This is a genomic window from Streptomyces sp. NPDC030799 (assembly GCF_055572255.1).
In genome coordinates this window covers 178,036-203,957 of the sequence record NZ_JBVIDS010000005.1, presented here as the reverse complement: position 1 = coordinate 203,957, position 25,922 = coordinate 178,036, and the positions used below count along the sequence as shown (strand labels likewise).

Genomic DNA, 25,922 nt, shown 5'->3' with positions numbered 1-25,922 from the left:
CCCCCGGGGAACGAGAGGTCCTGATGACCGAAGCACGCTCCTTCAGCGAGCAGGACCCGATCCGCGTGTTCCTGCTGGACGACCATGAGGTCGTGCGACGGGGTCTGACCGACCTGCTCGACGCCGAACCGGACATCCGCGTGGTCGGCGATGCCGACACCGCCGAGCACGCGCTCGCCCGGGGCCCCGCGCTGCGCCCGCACGTCGCCGTGCTCGACGTCCGCCTGCCCGACGGTGACGGCATCACGGTCTGCCGGGAGCTGCGCGACAGCATGCCCGAGCTGGCGTGCCTGATGCTGACCTCGTTCGACGACGAGGAAGCGCTGCTGGACGCGATCATGGCCGGAGCCTCCGGCTACGTCCTGAAGCAGATCAGGGGCTCCGATCTGGTGTCGGCGGTCCGCACCGTCGCCTCGGGACAGTCGATGCTGGACCCCGCGACCACGGCCCGCCTCATGCGGTCCCTGCGGGCCGACCCGGCCGCGGCTCCCTCGGTGCCACCCGAGCTGGCCGGCCTGTCTCCACGGGAACGCGACATCCTGGCGTTGATCGGCGACGGTCTGACCAACCGCGAGATCGGCAAGAAGCTGTACCTGTCGGAGAAGACCGTCAAGAACCACATCTCGCGCCTGCTGGCCAAACTGGGCGTGCAGCGCCGGGTCCAGGCGGCGGTCCTCGCTTCTCACCTGGAGCCACAGGAGTCGGCGGGGAACTCGGAGCGCTGAGCTCTCCTGAGTGCCGTTCGGCCGCACTCGGCCGGGTACCCGGCCGGTGATGCCGGAAGGTGACATTGCGGACGGGGAGGACCATGAAGAAGCGCACACACGCCGGCCGCCGTGCAGAGCACGCCCGCTGCGGTGCCCGTTTGCCGCCGACCACGAGGGCGCGTCGACCGGCCGCACGTCCGGCTGCCGGCTCCGTCCGCGTCGGGGTCCGCGGTGCGGACGGCGACTGGATACTGCTGCCCGACGGCACCTGGCGGCGTGTCGAGACGCTCCGGGTGAGGAGCCTGTTCGGCTGAGAGCGGGGCAGGCGGGGCCTCGCGCCCTTCACTGCCGCTGGGGCACGACCGCGACCGGGCACTGGGCGTGGTGCAGCAGTGCATGGCTGACCCGGCCGATCTGGAGCCCGAAGTGACCCGTTCTGCGCTGTGCCCCGACGATCACGAGATCCGCGGCTGCCGACCGGTCCACGAGGATCTTCCCGGCCGGTCCCTCAAGCGTCGTCCGGCGCATCCGGACCTGCGGATGCTCGGCAATCGCGGCCTCGAGCCGAGCTTCGACAGCGGCGGGGGCGCCCTCCTCGGACGAGTCCGCGTCTTTGTCTGCCGGTGCGTCGGTCCGTGTCCGCTCACCGCTCCTGTCGTGGGCGGGCCTGCGCCAGGCGCGCACCACGTCCAGGACGCAGCTGCGCACCTCGGCCTCCCGGAAGGCGAAGCGCACGGCCTCCGCGCTCGTGTCGGCTTCGCCCAGGCCCAGCAGGATCCGCTCATGCGTACCCGCCAGGCCCGCCCGATCGCCCCGCACCACGATCACCGGGCAGTGCGCCCGGGCCGACACGGCCAGACCGACCGAGCCCAGCAGCAGTCCCTTGAGCCGGCCACGGCCACGCGAGCCCGTCACCAGCGCGAAGGCACCGTTGCCCGCGCGCACGAGGGCGTCCACGGCGTCGTCCGGAACGATGTCGGTGGTGACCTTCACATCCGGGTTGCGGCGCTCGGCGCGGTCGGCCGCGGACGCCACGATGTGCTCGGCCAGCGCCTGCTCGGAGGGACGCCCCGGGCCCACGGCCATGGCGGGGAGGCCGCCCTCGTAGCGCTCCCACAGCGAGCCGTACACCAGCCTGAGCGGAACACCGTGGCGTACGGCTTCGTCCACACCCCAGTCGACCGCCGGCAGACATGAGTCGGAGCCGTCGACGCCCACCACCAGAGGAAGTGTCATGTTCCCCACCGCCTTTCATGGGGCCGCCGCGTCGTGCACCACACGGGCGTGGTCTTCACCGTCTCATTGTCGTGGCAGCAGTCGCCAGGGCGCTCCGGGAGCGGGCCTGGCTCAGGCTGTGCTGGTGCAGTCGGTGGCCAGGCGCAGGCTCTGGGTCACCGCGTGCGGGATGTCGACGACCGGGAAGAGTGTGTGCCGCACGGTGCGGTCGGCGTCTACGACGAGGATCAGTCGCTTGTGCCGCAGGCGACCCGCGGCACGGAACGTCGGCAGCCGCAAAGCGGCGGCCAGCTGGTGCCGGGCGTCGGAGAGGAGGTCGTACGGCAGCCCCTCGGCGCGCGCGAACTCGTCCTGTTCATGAGGGAGCTGGGTGCTGATGCCGCGCACCTCGACGCCCGACCGCCGGAACTGTGGCCAGGCGTCCCGGAAGAGCCGGTTCTCCAGTGTGCAGCCGGCGGCGCCGGGGATCGGCTCGGGCCACTCGACTCCTGTGCCGGGGTAGGTGAACAGTACGGTCGCGGCGGCGTCGGGGGCGACGAGCGGCAGGACGGCACCCCGCGTGCCCGGCAGCCGCAGGCCCTCGGGTATGCGGGTGCCGGGCAGGGCGTGGACTCGGGCGTGCTCGGCGCTGTCCTGCGTGGTCGTCCCCGTGAGGCTGCCGTCGCCCAGCACCCAGCGGTCGCCCCAGTCCTGCATGGCGACGAGCAGCGGCAACAGCGCGACTCCCGCGTCCGTGAGCAGGTACTCGTGACGTACCGGCCGACGCTGGTAGACGCTTCGGTGCAGGACGCCCTGGGCGACGAGCCGGCCGAGCCGCTCGGTGAGGACCTTGCGGGACAGGCCGATCTCCGTGGCGAGCGCGTCGAAACGGACGTGTCCGCGAGCGACTTCCCGCAGCACCAGCACGTTCCACCAGTCCCCCAGGACCAGGGCGGCCTGGGCGATGCCACAGGTCTCGTCAGCGTCGCGCATCCTCATGCCCCCATAGTAGGTTCCCTTTCGGGACTCACCGCAGACCCCTGGCGGGCGGTGGCCTGCCAGGGGTCTGCGACGGGGTGGCCGGTCTGCGTCAGCCGTCGGACTCCGACGACGGGATGTAGGCACCCGGCACGTCGTTCGGTGCGTAGATCCTCTTCTCGCCGGGGTACGGCTTGGTCCAGTTGTGCGTCTGGTACCACGTGAGGTGGTTCATCTGCGCCGGGTTGGCGAAGTCGGGTATGGCGTGCGGGCCGGTCAGGTGCTGCTTCGACTTCCAGGCGTCCCACTCGGCCGCGAGCTCCCGCTTGTCCGCCGGCACCTTGGCCGACGGCACGGCCGCCGCGCTCGGGTTCTGCGGCGCGGGGGTGTCCACGCCGCAGGAGGGCGGGGTCTTCAGGCCGTCGGTCAGCGAGGTCCGGTTGGGCAGCGCGGTGAACGGCGTGTAGTCCGGGTGCCGGGTGAAGGCGCGGGTCATCGGGGTGGCCGCGCTGTCCTTCTGGTTCATCGGGTGGATCCCGAGGATCTGCTCGATGGTACGGATCGCCGTGATCTGCGAGTAGTAGTGACTGTCGACCGTGCCGCGCCGGGCCCAGGGGCTGATGATCTGGATCGGGGCCCGGTGGCCGTCGACGTGGTCGAGGCCGGCCTGGGAGTCGTCCTCGACGACGAAGATCGCCGAGTCCTTCCAGTACGGGCTGTGGGAGATCTCGTCGACCATCCTGCCGACCGCCAGGTCGTTGTCCGCCACCTGGGCCGCCGGGCTCGCCGGACCACCGGTGTGGTCGTTCGAGAGCCAGAACATGTTCAGGTTCGCCGGCCCGTTCTTCTCGAAGTCCTGCTTCCAGATCTCGTACTTGTAGATGTCCGGGACGTCGAGGTCGAACATCGGGAAACCGGGCACGGACACGTCGTTGAGTGACGGGATCGCCGAGCCCGTCTGTATGGGATAGGCGGTGGACTGGCCGGTCGCGTCCATGTTCTTGGCGTCGCAGTACAGGTTCTGCCAGGTCGCACCGGACGGCTTGCTCTCGATCGACTGGAACTCGCCGAAGTCCCGTACCGTCTTCCCGGCCGCCTGCGCACCCGTCCAGATGAAGCCCGACCTCTGGTGGCCCAGGGCGTCGTTCTCGGTGTCGTAGCTGCGCGCGTACTCACCCGCCGAGGACTCGGTGTACTCCGGGTCGTCGGCCTGCATCAGCCAGTTGTGGCCCTCGGCGGAGTTGGTGCCGATGTCGTACGTGTTGTCGTACAGGCCGAACTGCCGGGCCAGCTCGTGCTGGTTCGGCGTCACGTTCTCGCCGAACTGCGTCACCGACGGGTCGCCGTTGCCTTCGGGCATGTCACCGTAGACCTGGTCGTAGGTCCGGTTCTCCTTGACGATCAGGAAGACGTGCTTGATCGTCGAGGGGTCGCCCAGCCGTGCCGGGACCGGTACCGGGCGGGTGTGGCCCTTGCCCTTGGCCAGCTGGACCGAGCCGGGGGTCCAGCCGTTCTGCCGGAACACCTTGACCGTCTCGGACCTGATGACGCTGTCGTCGGGCAGCGTGAAGCGCTGCACGCTCGACGTGGTGTCGTGGGTGCCGCGCCCGGCGGGGTTGTTGGGGCGGCGGGCGTCGATACCCCGGGTGTTGGAGACCAGCACCTGATCGCCGACGGTCGTGATCTCCGCGGGGAAGTAGTCCGTCGGGAGCAGGCCGACGAAACGCACCGGCTCCAGGGGGCTCTCGTACCGGTAGACGGCGACCGCGTTGGCGCGGCCGAGCGTCACCAGGAGGCGGCCGTCCTCGGTGAGCGTCACCGCATTGGGCTCGTAGCCCACCGACGCCTCCGGCCACGGCTGGGTGGAGATGGTCTGTACGACCTTGTCCCGGGCGGTGTCGACGACCGACACGTCGTTGCTGGCCGTGTTGGTGACGAACACGGACCTGCCCTTGGCGTACAGGGCGGTCGGGTGCAGACCGACGTCGATGCTCGCGGGGGTGGCGGCCGGGTTCGCCAGGTCGATGACACTGACCGTGCCGGTGGTGGTGGCACCGGTCTTCGGGTCGGCCGGCACCTGGGTGCCGTACGAGTTCATGGTCGTGTCGCCGGACTGTGCCGGGCGCCCGCCCTCGTTGCTGACGTAGAGCTTGCCGTCGGCCAGGACCATGTCGCGCGGGGCGTTGCCCACGGGCCAGCTCTGTTCGATGGCGCCGGTCGCCGCGTCGATGGCGACCACCCGGTTCTGGCCGTTGACCGCGGCGTACACGGTGGAGCCGTCGGACGAGAACACGGCCTGACCGACCAGGGCGTGCTTGGATCCGTCCGCCGGGATCCTGACCGGCACGGGGTTGGCGACCGTGCCGTCCGGGTTGACCGTGAACCTGGTGTAGCCGTCGGTCTGACTCAGCCACAGCTGCTTGCCGTCGGGCGAGTACGTCGGGCCTTCCTGGCCCACGGAGTTGCTGCTGAGCCGCGGGGTCGACGACGCGGCGGCGCCGACGACCTGCTGCACCTGCCAGTTCTGCACGTCCACGACGGCCAGTGCGCTGCCGCCGTCGGTGACCGCGGCGGCGAGGTGGGTGCCGTCCGGGCTGACCGAGGACGACATGATCTTGCCGTTGTTCAGGACGAGGCGGTCGCCGTACGGGGCGATGTACTGGTCGCTGGAGATGACCTGGCCCCGGTCGGTCATCTGGCCGACCTGATCGGTGCCGAACTGGCAGGTCTGGGCGTAACCGATGCCGGCGGTGACGGCGAGGACGACTGCGGTGGCGCCGGCCGTGAGGGTGCCCCGACGACCGATGCGTCTGCCGGGAACCGACCTCTCGGCGGGTCGGCGGTTGCGGGTTACCTGCATGAAGTCATCCCTTCGAGGTACGGAGAAGCCCGACGTTGCCGTCGAACTGCCAAAGCGGGTTCGGTGCGTCCCCGACGGGGGTCCGCACCAGGAAGTAGCCGTTCACTTCCTTCGGTCCGTCGCCGTCGGCCGTGAACCGACCGTCCGAGGTGACGTCGAGCTGGTAGACGGCCGTCCCGGTGACCTCGACGCCGGGAAGGTGCCAGGAGACGACGCAGCGCCAGTCGTTGCCGGGCCCCTCGGCGGCGACCCTGACGCTGCCCTTGTCGCACGTCGCCGTGGCCTTCAGCTGCGCTTCGGTGACGGCAGGACGGTTGAGCTGCTCGGTCTGCATGCGGTAGAGGTGGGCGAACTCCGTGGCGAGCGAACGCTGCACCTTGTCCTGCGAGATCCCGGAGCCGGTGGCCCCGGTCGTCGCCGCGACCACGGCGACGGTCGCGGCGGTCAGCCCGGCGAGCGGCAGAAGTCCGGCGGTGACAGCGCGGCGTCCCGAGCCGTCGTCGGTCAGGTTGGTGAAGTCGCGCCGCAGGAAGAGGAGATACGCGAGCACGGTGGCGGTCACGGCCCACACCAGGCTGACCATGATGCCGGTCATGAGCGGACCCAGCTGTGCGGGGCTGGTGAACAGACCGTTCCAGGCGATGAACGCCCAGCTGGGCAGGGCGAGTCGTACGGCGACGGGCAGCGGCAGCATCTGGGCGAGCTGCAGCACGAGCGCGACGACCGCCGGCAGCAGCAGTCCCATCGGGGATCGTCCCATTACCACGGACCCGAGGAGGCCGATCCCGGCGAGTGCCAGGGTGGGTGCGAGGACGCAGGCCCAGGCGAGCAGCACCTTGCCGGCGGCGTCCCCCGGGGCCAGCAGGTGGCCGTCGAGGCCGACGAGTGGCCGGTTGCCGACCGCCATGAGCCCACCGGCCGTACTGGAAACGGCCAGCCCGACCACGAGCAGCAGGATCACGGTGAGGCTCGCCAGTGCCTTCGCGGCGAAGATCCGTCGCGGTGAGCGGACCGCCACCAGCAGGTGGCGCCAGGTGCCCAGCCGGTCCTCGGAGGCGAACACATCACCGGCGACCACGGAGGTCAGCAGCGGGAGCGCCCAGGTGCCCGAGAAGCCGAGGATCACCAGGGGGCCGGCCCACCCCGTGGCGAGCATCCAGCGGCCGAAGAGCGTGTCGGAGGGGAGGGTGCTCTGCTGACTCACCCCGGCGACAAAGAGCGCCGGTGCGATCCAGCAGGCCGGCACCAGGAGCCGGATTCGCCATTGCGAGACGAGCTTGACCAGTTCGAAGCGGTAGCCGCGGGCCACCGAGACTCGTCCGGCGCCGGCGGTGGGGTCGGTGGCCACGGCGGTTGTGGTCGCGGTCATCGGCCGGCCCTCCGCGGCTGGTCGGTCTCCTGTGGCCGGGCCCCGGGGTCCCGCTGCTCGGTCAGGGCCAGGAAGGCGGCCTCCAGCGGGGAGACCTCGGGGGCGAGTTCACGCACGGCGACGCCCGACTGCACGAGCCGTACGACCAGTTCGTCGAGGGCGGGCACCAGTGCGCGTACGACGAGTGCATCGCGTCCCTGGCGCCCTCCCGTGCCGTCCGCCACGTGGATCCCGGGCGTCTCGGCGGCCAGCCGACGGGCTGCCTGTGCGTCGGAGGTGACCAGGCGGTAGTCGAGTTCACGGTTCTCTGCGGCCAGCTTGCCCAGCGGGCCGGAGAAGACGACCCGTCCGGTGGCGAGGATGGTGACCTCGGAGCACAGCGCCTCCAGGTCGTCCATGCGGTGACTCGACAGCACGACACTGGTCCCTTCCGCCGCAAGCCTGCTCAGCACACCGTGGACGTGTTTCTTGCCGGCGGGGTCGAGGCCGTTGGACGGCTCGTCCAGCACGAGGACCCGAGGCCTGGTGAGCAACGCCGCGCCGAGGCCGAGGCGTTGACGCATGCCCAGGGAGAATCCGCGGACCCGGTCGTCGGCGACCTCGGTCAGCCCGACCTGGTCGAGCACCGCGTCGATGCCTGCCGCGCGCGTGTCCTGGCCGTGCAGAGCGGCCAGCGCGGCGAGATTCTGCCGGGCGGTGAGCGAGGGATACAGGCCCGGACCGTCCACGAACCCGGCGACACCGTCGGGAGCGGCGAACGTCCGGCCCACCGGCGTACCGAGGACCTCCAGTTGACCGCCGTCGGCCACGGCCAGGCCGAGCAGAAGCCCGAGGAGTGTCGTCTTGCCGGCGCCGTTCGGTCCGACCAGGCCGTGGATCTGTCCCTGCGCCACATCCAGATCGATGCCGTCGAGTGCGACGACATCACCGAAACACTTGGTGATCCCGCGCGCCCGGACCGCGAGGAATGAGTCGTCCATGAGCCCCTTCTTTCCGAAACCTCAAGGAGGCTAGGGAGAGCACACAACACTCACAGGGATTCCCGGTTGAACGCTCAGAGAACGGAAGACAACAGCCGTTTGGCATGCCAATAGACGGCAAATCCATTCATGGGCAGTCAAGTTGATGACACATCAGCTGCGCGGGGCGGGGCGAATGCCGCATAACGGCTGGGCTCGGGTCCCGCCGTCATCGACCTTGAGGGCCAGGGAGCGGGCGTCGGGCAGCGCGCATGGCGTCGGGGACCCGCCGTTCGGGCGTTCCGGGCGCGGCGAGGACGTACGAGCGGAAGGCACGGGCGAGCCCGGTCAGGCTGATCGCCATCAGCGGGGCCCCGCAGCCGTCCACACCGACAGCGGTCACCGGTTCGCCGGCCGCCTCCTCCACCACCACCGTGCGGATGAGCAGGTGCAGCGGATGGTCCGGGTCACGCTAGGACTCCAGCGGCCGGCCCCGCAGCGCGGCGGCGGCCGGCATCGCCGTGTGTGTGCCGGAGCAGTTCATGGCCACGGGGTCGCGCCGGCCGCCCGCTGTCAGCCGAGGCCGGCCCGCAGCACGCCCGCGGCCTGCATCGGTTTGTTGGCGGACCGCGGGAAGACGGGGGACGTCATGTCACCGACGGCCCGCTCCACCGAACCGTCCGCGGCGAGCAGCACCGCACTTCCCCGGTGGCGCCCTTCGACGAACCCGGAGCGGACGACCTCGGCGAGGACCGGGTTGCAGGGTTCCCCCGAGGTGGTGACTGTGGCGGGCTGGGGCATCGGCAGATCACCATCCGGTGGGACATCGGCTCGCGTCACGGTACCCACGGGCCGGTCACGGTGCCGCGGGCGAACTCAGCCGTTCGTGCACAGTTTTGCGTGCCGCTGCCGAGGTGGTAGCGGTCGCGGGTCGCCGTCGACGCAGTGGAAGGTGGTGTCGGCGAGCGTGAACGATGGACGCCTCGGTGCGGCGAGGCGGGGCCGCCCGAGGCGGGCGACCCCGTCCGTGTGTGCGCCGCGGCCGTAGAGGCTCAGTTCAGTGTGAGCGCCGCGGAGTCGTTGCGGCTGTTCGGGTCGAACTCCGGCCGGTGCGAGTGGGACGGATCCGGACCCCAGACCACCTGGACGCCTCCCTTGGCATGGGTGACCACTTTGTCGACCCGGAGCGTCAGGGTGAATCCGGTGACCTTCCCCTTCGGCAGGACCAAGTCCGGCGAGCCGCAGACGTACGGGCCGTGAGCCTCGGCCGTCGGATTGTTCACCTGCCATGGAGAGCAGTTGGCCGAGTGGCCGACCGCGGTGGTACCGGCCGGGAGCGTCACCCGGACGGTGGGCACTCCTTCACCGCCGCTGCGGTCGTACAGGGTCGCCGGACCGTTCGCGGTCAGGCGGAAGGCGAAGGTCGCGTTCTTGCCCTGCCCGGCTTGTGCGCCGGCGCCGGTGACACCGAAGTCGGCGGTGTTGCGGGCCTTGAGGGAGGCGATCCGGTAGGCGGTGACCTCGCCCGTCTGCGGCAGGGAGACGGAACCCGCCGGAGCCGAGGACCGCCGGCCCGCCTTGATCACCTTGAGTCCGAGCGTGGTGCCCTTGCCCCACGTCCACTTGATGCCCTGATCGTCCGGCCAGCCCGGCCGGCCGAGGGGCGCGGTGAGGGTGTCGAGGTAGGTGTACAGCGCCGCGGAGTTCACGTGCAGCCGCACCGGTGCGGCCAGGGCCGCCGTCTCTCCGATGCCGATCGCGCCCTTGGGGTAGCACTCCGCGAAGTGGATGGTGCCGTTGGACCCGTACTTGCAGTTGGCGTAGTGGTCGGCGAAGTCGAGGCCGGGTGAGGCGGCCAGGACCGTCTGGACGCCCTTGGCGGGACGGTTGCCCACGTTGCTGAACCGGACCGGTTCGGACACGGTGCTGCCGACCTTCAGGTCGGTGTGGTCGGTCAGGTTGTCCAGGCCGAAGGAGGGGCCACCCACCTCGACCTTGCCGGTGCCGCCCACGATCTGCGCGTGCGCGGACCGCCCGGTGACCTTGTACGTGCCCACCGCACCGAGCGCGGCGCCCTTGAGCGGGGTCAGGGTCAGCCCGGTCATGGCGCCCATGTGCGTGGTGGGAGAGGAGTCGGACTCGAACTCGTCCGAGCAGGTGGCAACCAGGCCCTCGGCCGTGCAGTTGTGCGAGAACGTCACCTTGGCAATCTTCGACAGGCCCCGGGCGTCCACGGTCAGGGTGGCGTCGTCCGCCCGGAGGTTCTTCGCCGTGGTCTGGAATTCGAAGTGCACGTCCGCGGTGGCGGGCGCGGCCGGCAGGGCAATGGGCGCCGGGGTGTCCAGGGTGATCACCGGCCGGCCGGTGACGGCACCGGCCGGGGCGGAGCCCAGCAGTGCCGCGGCCAGGCCCGCGGCGGACATGAACACCGCGGCCGTACCGGTGAAAGATCTTCGTCTCATCAACGTCCTTCGGTCGCAAGGAGCTTCACACGCAGGGACTGCACGATCAGCTGGACCCTAGCCCCTGGGCACCCCTCGCTCACCACCGGTGTCGCCGCTCACCGTGTTACGCCCCTGTGACACCGAACGGACGGTTCGAGGATCACGGCCTGTCAGGCTGGGCTTCATACAGAGCGGCAGGCGGTCGCGTGGCCTTCAGCGACCAGGACGACGCCGGAGCGGCTCTGGCGTGGCTTCACCCAACGACCTGACCTGTCGACGTTCCTGGGGGAACTCCGTCATGACCACCCGTACCCGCACCATGACCGCCGCCATCGCCGTGGCCGCGGCCGTCACCGGCTCGGCGCTGCTGGGCGCCTCGGGCGCCGCCTCGGCCGCCACCAGCGCCTCGCACGGCACCCTGACCATCAGCAACGGCACCAAGTACGTGCTGATCGGCGGCCACACGGTGAACTTCGGCGTCCCCGTCCGGGACCTCGCCTGGTCCCCGGACGGCAAGAAGGCCGCCTTCGTCGACGGCTCCGGCAACCTGGACATCGCCAACCCCGACGGCAGCGGGCGCATCGTCGTGGCCAAGAACCCCGGAAACCAGAACTGGTCGCACCCGACCTGGCAGGTGACCGCGAAGGACACCCAGAACGGCATCCCCGCCAAGAACAACCTCATCTTCGCGGCGCGCGCGAACAATGTCTCCCGGCTGAAGGTCATCTCCGCCAAGGCCGTCCACGGCACGCCCAAGACGCTGTCCCTGTACGGCGAGCCGGGTCCGGGCGGTGCGCTTCCGCAGACCGGCAACGTCTGGCCGAACGCGGCCGGCCACTACGGCACCTCGGTGTACGCCAACGACCACACCGGCGCCGTCTACATCCGGGACGACTACCTCCGCCAGCAGGGCAGCAAGCTCACCAAGGGCTCCCAGCCGGCTCTGTCCCCGAACGAGGAGGAGGTCGTCTTCGTACGCTCCGTCGCCGGCCACGACCACGTACTCGTCGAGGACTTCACGCACGGCAACCACATCAAGGACCTCACGCCGCACGCCACGACCGACTACACCGAGCCGGCCTGGTCGCCCGACGGCAAGACCCTCGCGGTGCGCACCCCGTCCGGCACGGTGACGCTGCCGGCCGACGGCACGGGTCACCCGGCCAAGGTCACCTCGACGGTCGGGCTGGCGGCGTACCGCCCCTGACCCGGGCCGACGGAACGGGCCGGGCACTTCCGGGGCGCGGGGTACGGGTCACTTCGCGGTCCGGGCGAGTTCGGCCCGCAGTTCGTCCAGGTGTGCGTCGGACGTGTCGTGCGGCAGGTACTCGACGACGTCGAGGAACCGGAAGAGCACCCGGCTTCCGGTGACGGCGTACTCGTACTCGCCGAAGCCCACCACCGCGCCCATGTCGCCCCGGACGGCGCCCCGCACCACATGAGAGGTCATGTCGTCCGGCTCCGCCGCGGACATGCCGCGCCGGGCGTTGGGCCGGGCCAGATAGGGGCACACCATCGAGGCGTACAGCATGCACGCACGGTGCCCCGGTCCTTCGAGGGTCGGTGCCAGATTGCGGTAGGGCCGACCGGCGGCCAGCGCCGTCCCGATCGCCGCGCTCTCCTCGGCGCCCACCACACGCCACACCGGCCCCTGTGGCATGCCCTGGTTGCACACCGAGCACAGACGCTTCCTCGCGCACACGGCGCTGCGCTCGTAGTCGGTCAGCGCGAACTGGGGCTCCTCCCCTTCCCAGGGAGTGATCGCCGGCACGGGATACCCACGAGCGTCACGGGGTCGCACCTCGACCGCTGCCGGCATGGGAACACTCTCGAATCGCACAGGCCATGCCTACCAGGCCCGACGGCTCCCGGCCAAGGCCACGGGGAGACGACCGCCGGGGGACGGACGTCCCGTACCCGGCGTGGTCGGCCCCTGCCCGGCAGGTGGTTGGCTACGCCGTATGAACCTCGCGGATGACATGCCGTCACCGGAAACCGGACGTGCCTCGACAGGGTGGCATGCGCCGCCGTTCGCTCCCGAACTGGCCGCCGCGCTCAGCGGTTTGGCGGAGGGGGCGGCCCGGGAACCGCTCACCTGGCAGAACCTGGCGGAACGGCAGGAGCGGGATGCCGTGGCCCGGCCCAGACCGACGGTCCGGGAGCTGCGGGCCGAGGGCCGTTTCGAGGTGGAGGAGCTCTGTGTGCCGGGGCCGCCGGGCGGGCCGGAGGTCACGCTCGTGAGCGGACGGCCCGCCGGGATCGCGGGACCGCTGCCGCTGCTCTACTACATGCACGGCGGCGGAATGATCACGGGCAACGCCTGGTCCGTCCTTCCGCGACTGCTCCGTGAGTGGGCGCTGCCCCTGGAACTGGCCGTCGTCTCCGTCGAGTACCGGCTGGCCCCCGGGGCCCAGTACCCCGCGGCGCTGGACGACTGTCGTGCCGGACTCGCCTGGGTGGCTGCGCATGCGGCCGGACTCGGCATCGACGCCGAGCGTGTCGTCGTAGGGGGCAAGAGCGCCGGCGGCGGACTGGCCGCGGCACTCGCCCTGCTCGCCCGCGACCGGGGCGGGCCCCCGCTGATCGGGCAACTGCTGCTGTACCCCATGCTCGACGACCGCAACGACACGTTCTCCAGTCACCAGATGGCCGGTATCGACCTCTGGGACCGCACCTCCAACGCCACGGCGTGGCAGGCGGCGCTGGGCGGCCGATACGGCGCCGCGGACCTGCCGCCCTACGCCGCTCCCGCGCGTGCCACGGATCTGTCCGGGCTGCCCCCGGCCTACATCGAGGTGGGGTCGGCGGAGACCTTGAGGGACGAGGACGTCGGCTATGCGCAGGCGATCTGGCGGGCCGGAGGCCAAGCCGAGTTGCACGTGTGGCCCGGTGCCTTCCACGGCTTCGACACCTTCGCACCGGGGGCGGCCCTCAGCCAGGACGCCCGCGACGCCCGTACCCGCTGGCTTCGGCGGATCCTCACCCAGACGCGATGACTCCGTGAGTGACCGGGCCGCGTGCCGTCGGAGCGCGGGTCAGGGCCGTCGCCAGGGCTCCGGCCGACGTGCCGCCCAGCCACGCGGGTGGCCGTACGCCGGCACGGTGGCCGCTTCGGCGGTGGCCCTCTCCGCCCTTGTCCCCGGAGTGCTGCTCGCAGACCGGCCGCGCGGTGCCATGTCCGGGAACGGTGTTCGACGCCGCGCGGCCGGGCCCGCGCCGTGGGTCGAACGGTTCCGGGGCCGTCCCGGCCCGCCGGTGGGGCGGCGCTGTCACGGCGCCTCGGGGCTGCCTCGTGGGATCCGTCTCAGGTCGGTCATCAGCGAGTCCAGCCACGACACGGTCGCGTAGTAGAGGCGCGGCGCGCCGGGCGGCTCGCCGCCGGGTCCTTCGAGGACCGGATCGACCAGCGGGATCCGGCCGGTAGGGGTGTCCGCTCCGGGATCCAGGGCCGCCGACACCAGCAGCATCCGCCCGGCCACCCGCTCCCCCAGCCCGCTGACGCACCCGGCCGCCGCGGGGCCCAGTCCGGTGAGCGGAGGTGTCAGCAGCCGGTCGGCCCCCCACAGGGTGTGGTGACCGGCCATCAGCGTGGCCTGCCAGTCCACGGTGCGCAGCCCGGACCGGCGCGGCGCGCCGCCGAAGGGCGTCGGCTCGCTCAGGAACTGCGCGTACGCGGACTCGGCGAGGATGATCGCGCGCTGCAGCGACCGGTGACCGGGCACGCCCGAGGACGCGGCCACCGCCCCGCCGGCCGCCACCGCGGCGCCGGTCGCCACCACGATCTCGGCTGCGCGGCGCAGCAGTTCCGCCGCGGCGTGGCGCAGCTCGTCATGGGCGCCGCGCGGCCAGGCCAGCAGTCCGAAGACGGCTCCGATCACGCTGCCGACCAGCACGTCCAGCATCCTGACCTCCGCCAGTCGCCAGGTCGGCGGGGCCAACTGCGCGAAGACCAGCGCCACGAGCACGGTGAAGAGGCCCTGCGCCCAGCCGACACCCTTGACCGGACCGACCGTGAAGGCGAACAGCATCCACACGGGCAGTACGACGGCGTAGACGACGGTGTCGGTCCCGGCCAGGCTCAGTACGCCGGCCGTGACGAGTGCTCCCGCGAGGGTGCCCGTGAGTGCCAGTCGGATGGTGTGCCAGGTCTCGTCCATGGTGGTGCGGGTGAGGGTGAGCGTGGCGAGCGTGGCCCAGAAACCGTGGGGCAGCGTGTCCACCCCCGCCACGAGGCGGGCGGCGGTCAGGGCCAGGGCGATACGGACCGCGTTCTGGAAGAACACCGACCGGCGCCCGGCATGACCCCGCACCCGGTGCCACCACAGCATCGGCGCCCAGGTTCTGGCGTACCAGAAGCGGCCGTGCGGGATCCCCATCGGGGTGTGTCTGCCGTGGACCGACAGATCGGCCGCCGTGGCCATGGCGAGCGCGGCGTCGGCGATCTCCAGGACGGCGGCGTGCCGACGCAGCACGGCAGCCGCGAATTCCGGTACGCGAGCGGTTCCGGGTGCGCACTTCCCGGCGGGGGGCGGGCCCACGGACGGGGAATCCCCGGCGGGAGCCGGGCAAACGGATGCCGACTCGCCGACAGGGGTCGGGCAGGCGGACCCGGGCTCCCCGGCAGGGGCTGCGCAAGTAGACGCGGACTCCCCAGTGGGAGCCGGCCCGGGGGACGCCGGACCCGCGGTGGCGGCCGGCCCGGTGGCCGGGGAGCCCCCGATGGGCGGGGAACCCCCGATGGCCGGGGAATCCGCGGTGGCCGGGGAATCCGCGGTGGCCGGGGAATCCGCGGTGGGAATAGGGCCCGCGGACACCGCCGACAGCTGGGCCCGCGTCCTGACCAGGTCCTCGTACGCCGCGACCGGCGACGCCCCGGCGCGCAGGCAGGTCGCGGTCGCCGTGGCCAGTCGTGCCACGGCCCGCAGTACGGCGGTCACCTCGCGGCCCGGTTGCCCGCCCGGCGCGGCGGGCAGCTGGACCAGTCGGCTGAGGAGGGTGCGCGTGGCGAGGCCGGTGTGGGCGAGGGCACGGTCGCGTACTCCTGGTCCGGCCGGGCGTTCCGCCTCCGGCACGGTCAGGGACCGCAGTGACCTGCCGGTCTCCCAGGCTGCCCGGATGTCCGGACCGGTCAGGGCGTACGGCGGTGCCGCGAGGAGGGTCGCGCAGTGTGCGGCGGTGCGCGCGGCGTGGGTGGCCCGTGCCCGGTAGGACGGCGGGCTGGGCTCGGGAAGGATCAGTGCCTCGGCGGCGACCAGCAGGGCCAGTCCGGTGGTGGTACCGATCAGGCGCTCGGCGAGCGTGCCGGGGGCGTACGGAGGGAACGACGGCAGGATGTAGAGGAGTTGCAGGCCTGGCGCCGCTCCTGCCGGGCGCGGGCCGCCCACGGCGGCGAATGCCAGCGTGAAGCCGACCGCCAGCATGCCGACGACGGCGCTCCAGGTCCGCACCGACAGACAGGTGCCGACGACGACCAGCAGCCAGCACACCGGAAGCAGCCGCAGCACGGTCGCGGCTCGCTGCCGGCCGGTGCCCGGGATCTTGGCGAGTCCGCCCAGGGCCACGGCCGCGAACAGGGCGTACGTGGCCGCCACGGGACGATCGAGGCCGTAGCGGAAGAGGTTGAAACCGGCCGCGGCGACCAGCGTCACGCGTACCGCCCGGCGGCCCGGGGCGGCGTAGACCGCCGGAATCCGACGGGCTGGGACTCGACCCACTCCTCCAGAATCGCCCACCGCCGATCGCCCGGCACGCCGCCGGCGGGCTCGGTGTCGGAGGGCTCGGTGTCGGAGGGCTCGGTGTCGGAGGGTGAACACCGGCGAACCCGTCCTGCCGCGGCGTCACCCCAGGGTGAAGCGGATCGGGGTGCCCGCCGCGGCCTGGGCGGCCGCCGCCAGGGCTGTCTCGGCGACGACGCCGATCACCGGGTAGCCGCCGGTCGTCGGGTGGTCGTGCAGGAACACCACCGGGCGCCCGTCCGGGGGCACCTGCACGGCGCCGAGCACCATGCCCTCGCTCGGCAGCTCACCGGCCGACACCCGCTCCAGCGACGGTCCCTCGGTGCGCAGGCCGATGCGGTTGCTGTGCTGTGACACGCGGTACGTCGCCGAGGTGAGGGTGTGCAGCGCGGCGGGTGAGAACCAGTCGGTGCGGGGGCCGAGGCGCAGCGGCAGGGTCAGTTCGGTGGGCGGAGCCGGCCACGGAGCGCTGTCGGGCAGCGCCGGCTGTGGGGCGGGAGTGCCCAGCGGGAGGACGTCCCCGTCGCGCAGGGGCGCCGGGCCGAGCCCGGACAGCAGGTCCGTCGCGCGGCTGCCGAGGACGGGCTCGACGGCGATGCCGCCGGCGACGGCCACGTAGGAGCGCACGCCGGCCGTCACGCCGCGCACGTTCAGGACGGCGCCCGCGGGCACCCGTACGGGCAGTCCCCAGGCGACCGGCCGGCCGTCGACCGTCACCGGGCACGGCGCGCCGCCGACCACGACGGTCACGCCGCGGTCGGGGCGCAGGGCACAGCCGGTCAGGGTGGTCTCCAGGACGGCGGCGTCGGGGGCGTTGCCGAGGAGCCGGTTGGCCAGCCTCATGGCGGGGGCGTCCAGGGCGCCGGAGCGGGGCACGCCCAGGTGCGCATGGCCGCGCCGGCCGCGGTCCTGGACGGTGGTGAGGGCGCCGGAGCGTACGACGGCGAGCTTGACGGTCATGGTGTGCCGCCCTCGGCCACGAACCGCACCCGGGTCCCCGGCGTGAGAAGTGCCGGTTCCTCCCGGGTGAGGTCCCACAGCGGGGTCGGGTCCGGCATGGTCCCGATCAGCTGCCAGCCGCCGGGGGTGGCGCGCGGGTACACGGCGCTGTAGGGGCCGGCGAGCGCGACCGCGCCGGCCGGGACCCGGGTGCGGGGTGTGTCGCGGCGGGGCACGTGCAGCGCGGCGGGCAGGCCCGTGAGGTAACCGAAGCCGGGGGCGAATCCGCAGAAGGCGACGCGGTAGGTGTACGAGGTGTGCCGGGTGGCGACCTCGTCGGCGCCGACGCCCCACAGGGCGGCGACGCGGGCCAGGTCCGGGCCGTCGTAGCGCACGGGTATCTCCACCACCGCCCCGTCGTCGGCCGCGTGGGCGGGCAGGTCCCAGTCGGTGATTAGGCGGGCCAGTTCCTCCGGGTCGGTGACACCGTCCAGGAGCACGGTCCGCGCGCCCGGCACGATCTCCTCGACCGGTGGCAGGGTTCCCGCGGCACGCCGTCGCAGGAGTTCGGTGTGGAAGGCTCCGGTGCGCTCGGCGTCGGGCAGTTCGACGAGCAGGGCGTGCCGCCCGGCGGGGCGCACTTCGACGGACCGGCTCTCGGTCATGCGCCCCTCATCGGACCGGCTCTCGGTCATGCGAATGCCCTTACCTCGACTCCGGCCGCGTCGAGTGCGTGCCGGACCCGCGCGGCGATCCTGGCGGCGCCCGGGGTGTCGCCGTGGACGCACAGGGAGCGGGCGGCCACCGGGACGGTCGTACCGTCGACGGCTGCTACGGCCCGGTCCACCGCGAACGCCAGCGCGCGCCGGACCACCGCGTCCTCGTCGGTCACCACGGCGCCCGGCTCGCGGCGTGGCACGAGGGTGCCCGCGGGGGTGTAGGCGCGGTCCGCGAAGGCCTCCGGTACGGCGGTGAGGCCCGCCTCCTCGGCGGCGGCGAGCAGCCGTGACCCGGGCAGGCCGAGCACCGGCGCCCCGCCCGCCAGGCGCACGCCGGCCACCACGGCCGCGGCCTGCTCGGCGTCGTGCACGGTGCGGTTGTAGAGCGCGCCGTGCGGCTTGACGTAGGCGACCTCGGTCCCGGCGGCCTCCGCGAAGACCCGCAGCGCCCCGATCTGGTAGGCGATCTCGGCCGCCAGCTCGTCGCCGGGCACGTCCATGGCGCGGCGGCCGAAGCCGGCCAGGTCACGGTAGGAGACCTGGGCCCCGATCCGGACGCCGCGTTCGGCGGCGAGGTCGCAGACGCGGCGCATCACCGAGGGGTCGCCGGCGTGGAAGCCGCAGGCGACGTTGGCGCTGGTCACGACGGAGAGCAGGGCGTCGTCGTCGGTGAGGGTCCAGCGGCCGAAGCCTTCACCGAGGTCTGCGTTGAGGTCGATCACCCCTTCAACGTAGGCGATTGTTGAACGATCCGACAAGAGATTGATTTTCCGTGTCCGACCCCTTGTTCGATCGTTGAACGATCCCCTAGGGTCCCGGGCATCCTCACGGATTCGGACCCCCGGATCCGCGCCGCTCGGGCGTCCCGCCCGCTCACGCCAAAGGCAACCGCATGATCGTTCTCCTCGGCGTGGTCGTGGTGATCCTCGGATTCGTCACGCGCCGCAATCCCGTCCTCGTGGTCGGTGTCGCCGGTGTCTTCACCGGACTGATCGGCGGGATGAACCCGCTGGAGGTCCTCGCGGCCTTCGGCCGGTCCTTCGCCGACAGCCGCTCGGTCACCGTCTTCGCCGTCGTCCTCCCCGTGATCGGCCTCCTGGAGCGCTACGGCTTGCGCGAGCAGGCCCGCAATCTGATCGGACGGCTCGGCAGCCTCAGCGCCGGCCGGTTCCTCACCGTCTACCTCCTGATCCGTCAGATCACCGCGGCGCTCGGCCTCACCAGCATGTGCGGTCCCGCACAGACCGTACGGCCGCTGGTCGCGCCCATGGCCGAGGCCGCCGCCGAGCGCACGGCCGGCACGGCGCTGCCCGAGCGCGTGCGCGAGAAGGTGCGTTCCTACGCCGCGTCCTCGGACACCGTGGGCCTCTTCTTCGGCGAGGACTGCTTCATCGCGATCGGCTCGATCCTCCTGATCACCGGCTTCGTCAACTCGACGTACCACCAGAATCTCGAACCGACCCAGCTGGCCCTGTGGGCGATACCGCTCGCCGTCTGCGCCTTCCTCGTCCACGGTGCCCGGCTGCTGCTCCTGGACCGGCAGCTGCAGCGGGAGATGGCGCTCGCCGCCGCCGAACACGACGTGCCGCTTCCGAAGGAGAACAGCAAGTGATCAAGGTCGAGTGGCTCTACTGGCTGGTGGGTCTCGTCTTCGTCGTCATGGCCGTGCAGATGGCCGCAGACCGCAGCAATCCCAAGCGGTGGACGTCCGCCGCCTTCTGGGGCCTGCTCGGGCTCACCTTCCCCTACGGCACCGGCGTCGCCAACGCCACCGCGAAGAACGGCGGCTGGACGCTGCCCGCCGAACCGCTCGGCGTCGCGGTGCTCGCCCTCATCGTGCTCGCCGGTTTCAACTTCCTGGGCAAGGGCGCTCCAGCCACCAGCCCCACCGAGGAGCGCGAGGCCTCCGCCGCCCGGCTCGGCAGCAAGATCTTCATCCCCGCCCTGACGATCCCGCTCGTCGCCATCGTCTGCGCCTCCGTCCTCGACACGTCCGGTCTCTTCGAGACGGGCAAGGCCACCCTCCTCGGGCTCGGCGTCGGCTGTCTCGTCGCCCTCGTCGTCGGGATGCTGGTCACCGGTGAGCGGAAGCTGTCCGTGCCGCTGCACTCCGGGCGCTCCATGCTGGAGGCGATGGGGGCCGCCCTGCTGCTGCCCCAGCTCCTCGCCGTACTCGGCTCGATCTTCGCACTGGCCGGGGTCGGTACCCAGGTCGGCAAGATCGTGCACGACGTCCTGCCGGACAACGCGAAGTACCTCGCCGTGCTCGCGTACTGCGTCGGCATGTTCCTGTTCACCGTGATCATGGGCAACGCGTTCGCCGCGTTCCCCGTGATGACCGCGGCGATCGGCTGGCCCGTCCTCATCGGGCAGATGCACGGCAATCCGCCGGCCGTGCTCGCGGTCGGCATGCTGGCCGGATTCTCCGGAACGCTGTGTACGCCCATGGCCGCCAACTTCAACATCGTCCCGGCCACCCTGCTGGAACTGAAGGACCAGTACGGGCCCATCAAGGCACAGATCCCGACGGCTCTCCCGCTCCTGGCCTGCTCCACCGTGATCATGGCGCTGTTCGCTTTCTGAGCGGACGGATGCCCCTCGTGCAGACCGACGCCCTCGGTGCAGACCGACGCCCTCGTGAAAGAAGTGCCATGGCCCACGTGCTCATCACCGGCTTCGCCCCCTTCGACGGCCAGCAGGTGAACCCGTCCTGGCAGGCCGCCTCGCTGGTGGCCGCCGAGGCTCCGGCCGGGCTCACGGTCACCGCCACCGAACTCCCCTGCGTCTTCGGCGAGTCCATCGCCACCCTGCGCGACGCCATCCGTGTCTCCCGCCCCGACCTGATCCTGTGTCTGGGTCAGGCGGGCGGCCGCCCCGGCGTCACCGTCGAACGCGTCGCCATCAACCTCGACGACGCCCGCATCCCCGACAACGCCGGCAACCAGCCCATCGACGAACCCGTCGTCCCGGGCGGCCCCGCCGCCTACTTCTCCACCCTTCCGGTGAAGGCCTGCGTCGCCGCGCTGCGTGCCGCCGGTGTGCCGGCCGCCGTCTCCCACACGGCCGGCACATTCGTCTGCAACCACGTCGCGTACGGCCTCGGTCACCTCATCGCCACCGAATTCCCGCACGCCCGGGGCGGTTTCGCGCATGTGCCCTGGGCGCCGGAACAGGTCGTCGACGGCACCGCCCCGGCCCTGGAGCCCACCACGGTCGCCCGCGGACTGTCCGCCCTGCTGCTGGCCGCCGCCCGCACCCCCGAGGGCCACGACCTGAAGGTCACCGAGGGAGCCACCCACTGATGCCGCTCACCGCATACGCGGCCGGCTTCACCCGGCTCGCCCTCGCCGGCATGCTGCAACCCGCCCTGCGCTCCGGCGCACCCTGCCCGGTGCTGGAGGTGCCCGAGGTGGGGGTGGTCTCCTGCACGGACTCGACGGCGGCCGGACGCACGTTGCGCGGGGGAACCCCGACCGGCGCCGCCCCGGCCGGCCGGCGGCCGTGATCGTTGAAGGCCCGCGCGGGATCTTCATCCGTCCGGTGCGGCCGACCGGTGCGTCTCGTGTTCGGCTAGCGCGTGGACGTCGCCGCGTTGCGACTCGTGGCCGTGACGTCCGTCCGCAGGACCGCGCGTCGACCCCGCAGCTCGCCCCTCTCCATCCGGGCGTGTACGTCGGCTGCCGCGCTCAGCGGGAACACCTCGATGCTCCTCGGGCGCAGAGCACCCTGGCCGAACAGGCCGTTGATGTATGAGGCGGCTGCGGTGAGTTCGTCGGGTGTCGCGTGCGAGATCACGAAACCCATGACGGTGCGGTCGTTCACGTACAGCGCCCTGGCGGGCAGTACGGGGCGGGTTCGGATGCCGGCCAGGAGCACCACGCGGCCCCTGAGGGCGAGGAGTTCGACCGTGGTCTCCAGGTCGTTGACACCCGCCGTGTCCAGGTACAGATCGAGCCCCGCCGGCGCCGCCCTGCGGATCCTCTCGGTCAGTTCCGGATCCCGGTAGTCGAACACCTCGGCCGCGCCCAGCTCCGCGCAGTACTCTGCGTCCCGGGCACCGGCCGTGGCCAGCACACGGGCGCCGGCCCGTACCGCCATGGTGACCAGTGCGCTGCCGACATTGCCCGCGGCGCCGGCCACCAGCACGGTCTCCCCCACGCTGAGCCGCCCGTGGACGAACAGCGCCAGATACGCGGTCGCCGCCGGATGGACCACCGCAACCGCATCGTACGGATCGGTTCCCTCGGGCAGGTGGTAGAGCCGATCGGCCGCCACCACCGCCTGCTCCGCCGCCGCGCCCTGCCGTCCTCCGTGCCCGAGGCTGTTGCACCACACCCGGTCCCCTGCACGGAAACCGGTGACGCCGGGGCCCGCCTCGGCCACCGTGCCGACCAGGTCACGGCCCACGACGAAGGGGAAGACCACCTGTGTGGGGAACAGCCCCGACCGTACGAAGGTGTCCACCGGGTTGACCGTGGTGGCGAGGACGTCCACCAGTACGTCGGTGGGACCCGGCCGGGGCGCCGCGATCTCGCCGTACCGGATGACGTCCGCGGTCCCCAGCTCATCAATGTACGCAGCACGCATGGCATCGCATGCTTCCACCCGCGCCCCCGGAATCGGCTCAGGAAGCAAGGGACACAGCGCCGGGCAACCCGCACGGACCCGTCCGGCAGTCGCCCGTCACCAGCGCACTGCGGTGAAGTCGACGGGCCGGGGCCGCAGTTCCCGGGTACGTGCTGTCAGCCGGCGCAGTCGTCGGGCCATCTCGTCGGCAGGGAGGCGGCGGCGGTCGCCGTGGCCGGGCAACAGCCACTCGAAGCGCAGGCCGCCGGTGGTCCGGGCCAAGGAGGCGGCCAGCTCACCGATGGAGTACCAGGTGACGCTCTCCACCACCTCGATGTCCCCCGTGCTGCGCGACCAGTAGAAGCTGTCGCCGCTGAAGCAGTACCGCTCGTCTGCGACGAAGAGCACGCTGCCACGGGTGTGGCCGGGCAGGGGGTGGGCGATCACGCCCTCGGCGATCTCGGCCGGGTCGGTGCCCCGAAGCACCCGGTCGGCGTCCGGGGCGGCATCGAGGTCTCCCTCATGGATCCAGAGCCGGGCACCGAAGCGGTCGGCGTAGCTGCGCCCGTGCGCGGCGTGGTCGCGATGGGTGAGCAGGACGTCGGTGACGGGGCCCAGCGCCTCGTAGCGCGCGGCCAGCGTGCTGCTCCAGCGCGGCGTGTCCACCATCATCGCGGTGCCGCCGGGGCGGCGTAACAGGTAGGAGTTGGCTCCCGCGGTCCGCCTGGAGTTGTGTCCGCACAGGTACACGGTGTCGTCCAGGGCCATCGGGAAGGGGTCCAGCGCTGCGTCCAGCCGCCCGCCCGGGGGATGCACCGACCGGGTCTGGCAGGCATGTGCGGCGGCATGCAGCTGCAGCACCTCGGTCCGGTCACGCGGCTGGCGCAGCACCGCCGCGCGACCGTCGACCTCACCGATCAGGCCGGGGGCGAGCTGCCGTGCGACATCGCAGTTCGTGCATCGTCCGTCCACATACCAGCCGTCCTCGAACCGTTCCTCGCCCATGGTGGATTCCTCCCGCGTCGTCGCCGTCCGGCCCGGCTTCTCACTCTCCAGGGGTATCCGGGCCGCACGGAGAAAGGAAGAGGGGCCAGATCTTGAACTTGCGGTACGGCGCTGCTCTGAGTGATGGTGCGTCGCCCGCACAAGACATCCCAAAAGGGCCGAAAAGCTGATGTGTCTCACCTCACCGTCCGGAACCGGGAACTGAAGAAGGCGATCGAGGGCTACTGGAAGGGCCGCGTCACCGCCGACGCCCTCCGGACCACCGCCGCCGAACTGCTCCGCACCGGCCTGCGGGCGGTCCCGGCCGAACGGCTGTGGGTCAACCCCGACTGCGGCTTGAAGACACGCAGCCGGCCGGAGACCCGCGCCTCCCTGGAGAATCTGGTGGCCGCCGTTCGCGCGGTCCGAGCGGAGCTGTAGCCGCAGCGGTCCGGGACGCTCCCTGTTGATCGTCACAGGTGATGCTGTCGGGGATGCCGGAGTGCGCGGCAGACTGGAAGGAAGCGGCTCGCCGTGATGGCGTGCGACGACATTGGGAGGCCGCCGTGCGATTGGAAGAGTTCCTGGCCCAAGTCCGTGATCGCGGGGAGTACCGCAGCCGGGAGGAGGCCGAGCAGGTCTGCGAGGCGGTGCTGTGGGTGCTCGCGACCCGGATCTCTCCGGAAGAAGCCGACGAACTGGCGGCACGATTGCCCGCGCCCCTGGACGAGGCCCTGCATCTGGACCGGGGGCGTCCGGAGTCGTTCGACTGTGACGAGTTCCTGCGGCGCGTGTCCGTGCAGACCGGCGCCCGGCCGCGCACCGCGGAGTGGGACGCGGACGCCGTGCTGTCCACGGTCGCCGACGCGGTCCCGGACCTGCAGCTCGACCACCTCCTGTCCCAGCTGCCGGCCCGCTACGCCGAGTACTTCGGCAGGCCGGATCCGGGCTGACGGGCGAGCTGATGCGTGGGACCGGGGTGGTCACTCGTCCGTCTGCGGGGCCGCCCTGGACGCTCCGGGCTCCCCTGGCTCCCGCGGGGTGCGGCGCAGCTGGTCGTCGCACCACTGCCTGGCCGTCTCGGCGACCTGTTCCAGGGTGCCGGGTTCGCCGAACAGGTGCGTCGCCCCCGGAACGACTGTCAGGGAATGCGGTGCCCGCAATCGCCGGGCCGCTTCCTCGTTCAGCTCCTGCACCTGCTCGTCCAGGCCTCCGACGATCAGCAGCACCGGGGCCCGCACCTGTTCCAGGGCGTCGGCCGCCAGATCGGGACGGCCGCCCCGGGACACGACGGTCAGTACCCGGTCCGGCCGCTCGGCCGCGGCGACCAGTGCCGCGGCGGCACCGGTGCTGGCGCCGAACAGGACGACCGGAAGGCCGCGGGTGTCGGGCTGCGTGTCCAGCCAGTCGATCGCCGCCACGAGGCGCCGACCGAGCAGGGGAATGTCGAAGCGGTGCTCGCCGGTCAGCGCGTCGTGCCGCTCCTCCCGTTCGCTGAGCAGATCCATCAGCAGCGTGCCGAACCCGGCGGTGCGCAGCTCGGCGGCCACCATCCGGTTGCGCGGACTGTGCCGGGAGCTGCCACTGCCGTGCGCGAAGAGCACCACGGCCCGCGCCGCCGTCGGGACGACGAGGTCACCGGAGAGCGTGGCGTCGCTGGTGGGTACGAGAACCATGTCGGAGATCATCGGCATCACTTCTTCCACGCCTGCCGATCCGGCGGATCGCGACGACCCGCATGTCCCCCACCGCGTACCACCATATCGGCCGGCACCTCCTCGTGCCGGGTCGGAGGCGCATGAGGACTGCGGGGCGGACCGCCGCGACGCGATCAGCCAGGAGTCAGCCGTGACACCCAGTGACCGTCAGGCCGGTGAGGTGACCGCCCGCCCGAGGTGCGCGCCGGCGGACCCGCCGGCCCGGAAAGGGACCGTACGAAGTCGGCTGCTCCGAATGAAGAGGCGTCAGCCGTTGATGTCCAGGGCCGTCCCGTAGAGCCGCTCCACCCGCAGGCGGATCACGATCCGGCGCTCGGCGACCTGCTGCTGGAGGAAGGCGTCCGTGTCCTCCGGTTTCGCGGCGGGCGGGATCATCGCGAGCAGTTCCCGACCGACCGCGTCGCCGGGCACCGTGGTGATCTCGGAGACCTCGGCAGTGCCCTCGGCGACGGCGAACGACCATACGTCGCCGCCCTGCACATGCAGGGCCGCCCGTGGGTTGCGGCGCAGATGTTTCGCCTTCACGCGGTCGGCCGTCGTGGACAGCCGCACGATGCGGGCCTCGGGGTCCCAGGTGTAGAGCATGGTGGTCAGGTGAGGATGACCACTCTGCTTCACCGTGGCGAGGGTGCCGAACTGCTGCTTGGCGAGCAGCTCCGAGAGGGCGTCGTCGGACAGGGGTCGGGGCGCGGGTCCTTGGGTCATGTCGTGATCAACTCCCGCCGACGA

Annotated in this window: 24 protein-coding genes and 2 pseudogenes; 10 read left to right on the top strand and 16 right to left on the bottom strand. The window is 71.9% G+C overall.

Features of this window, described 5'->3' with window-relative positions:
• Positions 1–23 precede the first annotated feature (23 nt).
• Positions 24–725 (top strand): response regulator, encoded by a 702-nt coding sequence (locus tag ACZ41I_RS14420; RefSeq protein ID WP_399767697.1) that lies wholly within the window; start codon positions 24–26, stop codon positions 723–725.
• 83 nt (positions 726–808) lie between these two features.
• Positions 809–1,021: a hypothetical protein gene (locus ACZ41I_RS14415; protein ID WP_468514201.1), complete on the top strand. Its 213-nt coding sequence runs from the start codon at positions 809–811 to the stop codon at positions 1,019–1,021.
• A 28-nt stretch (positions 1,022–1,049) separates the two neighbouring features.
• Here ACZ41I_RS14415 and ACZ41I_RS14410 read toward each other — a convergent pair whose 3' ends face one another.
• The 7 genes and pseudogenes from ACZ41I_RS14410 to ACZ41I_RS14380 all read right to left on the bottom strand — a co-directional run bounded on the left by ACZ41I_RS14410 (position 1,050) and on the right by ACZ41I_RS14380 (position 10,550).
• Positions 1,050–1,943 (bottom strand): universal stress protein, encoded by an 894-nt coding sequence (locus ACZ41I_RS14410; RefSeq protein WP_468514200.1) that lies wholly within the window; start codon positions 1,941–1,943, stop codon positions 1,050–1,052.
• A 111-nt stretch (positions 1,944–2,054) separates the two neighbouring features.
• Complete coding sequence (locus tag ACZ41I_RS14405) at positions 2,055–2,921, bottom strand: winged helix-turn-helix transcriptional regulator (RefSeq protein ID WP_468514199.1); 867 nt, start codon at positions 2,919–2,921, stop codon at positions 2,055–2,057.
• Between the two features lie 91 nt (positions 2,922–3,012).
• Positions 3,013–5,760 carry an alkaline phosphatase family protein gene (locus ACZ41I_RS14400; RefSeq protein WP_468514198.1) on the bottom strand — a complete coding sequence of 916 codons (2,748 nt, stop codon included), beginning with the start codon at positions 5,758–5,760 and terminating at the stop codon, positions 3,013–3,015.
• 4 nt (positions 5,761–5,764) lie between these two features.
• Positions 5,765–7,129 carry an ABC transporter permease gene (locus tag ACZ41I_RS14395; protein ID WP_468514197.1) on the bottom strand — a complete coding sequence of 455 codons (1,365 nt, stop codon included), beginning with the start codon at positions 7,127–7,129 and terminating at the stop codon, positions 5,765–5,767.
• A complete protein-coding gene (locus ACZ41I_RS14390; protein WP_468514196.1) occupies positions 7,126–8,109 on the bottom strand; it encodes an ABC transporter ATP-binding protein in 984 nt (327 codons plus the stop codon). Before ACZ41I_RS14390 ends, ACZ41I_RS14395 begins: the two co-directional genes overlap by 4 nt.
• A gap of 244 nt (positions 8,110–8,353) precedes the next feature.
• A pseudogene (locus tag ACZ41I_RS14385) lies at positions 8,354–8,889 on the bottom strand (asparaginase); the annotation flags it as partial.
• A gap of 251 nt (positions 8,890–9,140) precedes the next feature.
• On the bottom strand, positions 9,141–10,550 hold the full coding sequence (locus tag ACZ41I_RS14380) for a hypothetical protein (RefSeq protein WP_468514195.1): 1,410 nt from the start codon (positions 10,548–10,550) through the stop codon (positions 9,141–9,143).
• A gap of 280 nt (positions 10,551–10,830) precedes the next feature.
• Between ACZ41I_RS14380 and ACZ41I_RS14375 the strand changes: the two genes are divergently transcribed.
• On the top strand, positions 10,831–11,739 hold the full coding sequence (locus ACZ41I_RS14375; RefSeq protein WP_468514194.1) for a TolB-like translocation protein: 909 nt from the start codon (positions 10,831–10,833) through the stop codon (positions 11,737–11,739).
• Between the two features lie 48 nt (positions 11,740–11,787).
• Here the strand turns inward: ACZ41I_RS14375 and ACZ41I_RS14370 are convergent, their stop codons facing one another.
• Positions 11,788–12,351, bottom strand: a complete 564-nt coding sequence (locus tag ACZ41I_RS14370; protein ID WP_468514193.1) for a hypothetical protein — start codon at positions 12,349–12,351, stop codon at positions 11,788–11,790.
• A gap of 142 nt (positions 12,352–12,493) precedes the next feature.
• Here ACZ41I_RS14370 and ACZ41I_RS14365 point away from each other — a divergent pair, with 142 nt between their 5' ends.
• Positions 12,494–13,528, top strand: coding sequence for an alpha/beta hydrolase (locus ACZ41I_RS14365; RefSeq protein ID WP_468514192.1), 1,035 nt, complete (start codon positions 12,494–12,496; stop codon positions 13,526–13,528).
• A 273-nt stretch (positions 13,529–13,801) separates the two neighbouring features.
• Here the strand turns inward: ACZ41I_RS14365 and ACZ41I_RS14360 are convergent, their stop codons facing one another.
• The 4 genes from ACZ41I_RS14360 to ACZ41I_RS14345 all read right to left on the bottom strand — a co-directional run bounded on the left by ACZ41I_RS14360 (position 13,802) and on the right by ACZ41I_RS14345 (position 18,647).
• On the bottom strand, positions 13,802–16,246 hold the full coding sequence (locus tag ACZ41I_RS14360) for an FUSC family protein (RefSeq protein WP_468514191.1): 2,445 nt from the start codon (positions 16,244–16,246) through the stop codon (positions 13,802–13,804).
• 123 nt (positions 16,247–16,369) lie between these two features.
• Positions 16,370–17,227, bottom strand: a complete 858-nt coding sequence (locus ACZ41I_RS14355; RefSeq protein WP_363218939.1) for a 5-oxoprolinase subunit C family protein — start codon at positions 17,225–17,227, stop codon at positions 16,370–16,372.
• A complete protein-coding gene (locus tag ACZ41I_RS14350) occupies positions 17,224–17,871 on the bottom strand; it encodes a 5-oxoprolinase subunit B family protein (protein ID WP_468514190.1) in 648 nt (215 codons plus the stop codon). Before ACZ41I_RS14350 ends, ACZ41I_RS14355 begins: the two co-directional genes overlap by 4 nt.
• Positions 17,872–17,897: 26 nt before the next feature.
• Positions 17,898–18,647: a LamB/YcsF family protein gene (locus ACZ41I_RS14345; RefSeq protein WP_468514189.1), complete on the bottom strand. Its 750-nt coding sequence runs from the start codon at positions 18,645–18,647 to the stop codon at positions 17,898–17,900.
• 170 nt (positions 18,648–18,817) lie between these two features.
• On the opposite strand from ACZ41I_RS14345, the gene ACZ41I_RS14340 reads away from it, so the two are divergent.
• The 4 genes from ACZ41I_RS14340 to ACZ41I_RS14325 all read left to right on the top strand — a co-directional run bounded on the left by ACZ41I_RS14340 (position 18,818) and on the right by ACZ41I_RS14325 (position 21,430).
• Positions 18,818–19,537 (top strand): DUF969 domain-containing protein, encoded by a 720-nt coding sequence (locus tag ACZ41I_RS14340; RefSeq protein WP_399767660.1) that lies wholly within the window; start codon positions 18,818–18,820, stop codon positions 19,535–19,537.
• The gene (locus tag ACZ41I_RS14335; protein WP_363218935.1) at positions 19,534–20,508 is read left to right on the top strand and encodes a DUF979 domain-containing protein; all 975 of its coding nucleotides are present in this window, start codon (positions 19,534–19,536) and stop codon (positions 20,506–20,508) included. Before ACZ41I_RS14340 ends, ACZ41I_RS14335 begins: the two co-directional genes overlap by 4 nt.
• Positions 20,509–20,576: 68 nt before the next feature.
• On the top strand, positions 20,577–21,227 hold the full coding sequence (pcp, locus tag ACZ41I_RS14330; protein ID WP_399767654.1) for a pyroglutamyl-peptidase I: 651 nt from the start codon (positions 20,577–20,579) through the stop codon (positions 21,225–21,227).
• Positions 21,227–21,430: a hypothetical protein gene (locus tag ACZ41I_RS14325; protein ID WP_468514188.1), complete on the top strand. Its 204-nt coding sequence runs from the start codon at positions 21,227–21,229 to the stop codon at positions 21,428–21,430. The genes pcp and ACZ41I_RS14325 overlap by 1 nt, the downstream gene beginning before the upstream one ends.
• Positions 21,431–21,495: 65 nt before the next feature.
• Here the strand turns inward: ACZ41I_RS14325 and ACZ41I_RS14320 are convergent, their stop codons facing one another.
• Positions 21,496–22,512 (bottom strand): NADPH:quinone reductase, encoded by a 1,017-nt coding sequence (locus ACZ41I_RS14320; protein WP_468514187.1) that lies wholly within the window; start codon positions 22,510–22,512, stop codon positions 21,496–21,498.
• A gap of 96 nt (positions 22,513–22,608) precedes the next feature.
• Positions 22,609–23,496, bottom strand: coding sequence for an MBL fold metallo-hydrolase (locus ACZ41I_RS14315; protein WP_399767649.1), 888 nt, complete (start codon positions 23,494–23,496; stop codon positions 22,609–22,611).
• Between the two features lie 264 nt (positions 23,497–23,760).
• Here ACZ41I_RS14315 and ACZ41I_RS14310 point away from each other — a divergent pair.
• Positions 23,761–23,916, top strand: a pseudogene (locus ACZ41I_RS14310) (2-hydroxypropyl-CoM lyase); the annotation flags it as partial.
• A 125-nt stretch (positions 23,917–24,041) separates the two neighbouring features.
• On the top strand, positions 24,042–24,428 hold the full coding sequence (locus tag ACZ41I_RS14305) for a DUF2267 domain-containing protein (protein WP_363218930.1): 387 nt from the start codon (positions 24,042–24,044) through the stop codon (positions 24,426–24,428).
• 30 nt (positions 24,429–24,458) lie between these two features.
• Here the strand turns inward: ACZ41I_RS14305 and ACZ41I_RS14300 are convergent, their stop codons facing one another.
• A complete protein-coding gene (locus ACZ41I_RS14300) occupies positions 24,459–25,163 on the bottom strand; it encodes a dienelactone hydrolase family protein (protein ID WP_363218929.1) in 705 nt (234 codons plus the stop codon).
• A 276-nt stretch (positions 25,164–25,439) separates the two neighbouring features.
• Positions 25,440–25,898, bottom strand: coding sequence for a PPOX class F420-dependent oxidoreductase (locus tag ACZ41I_RS14295; protein ID WP_363218947.1), 459 nt, complete (start codon positions 25,896–25,898; stop codon positions 25,440–25,442).
• Positions 25,899–25,922: the final 24 nt, after the last annotated feature.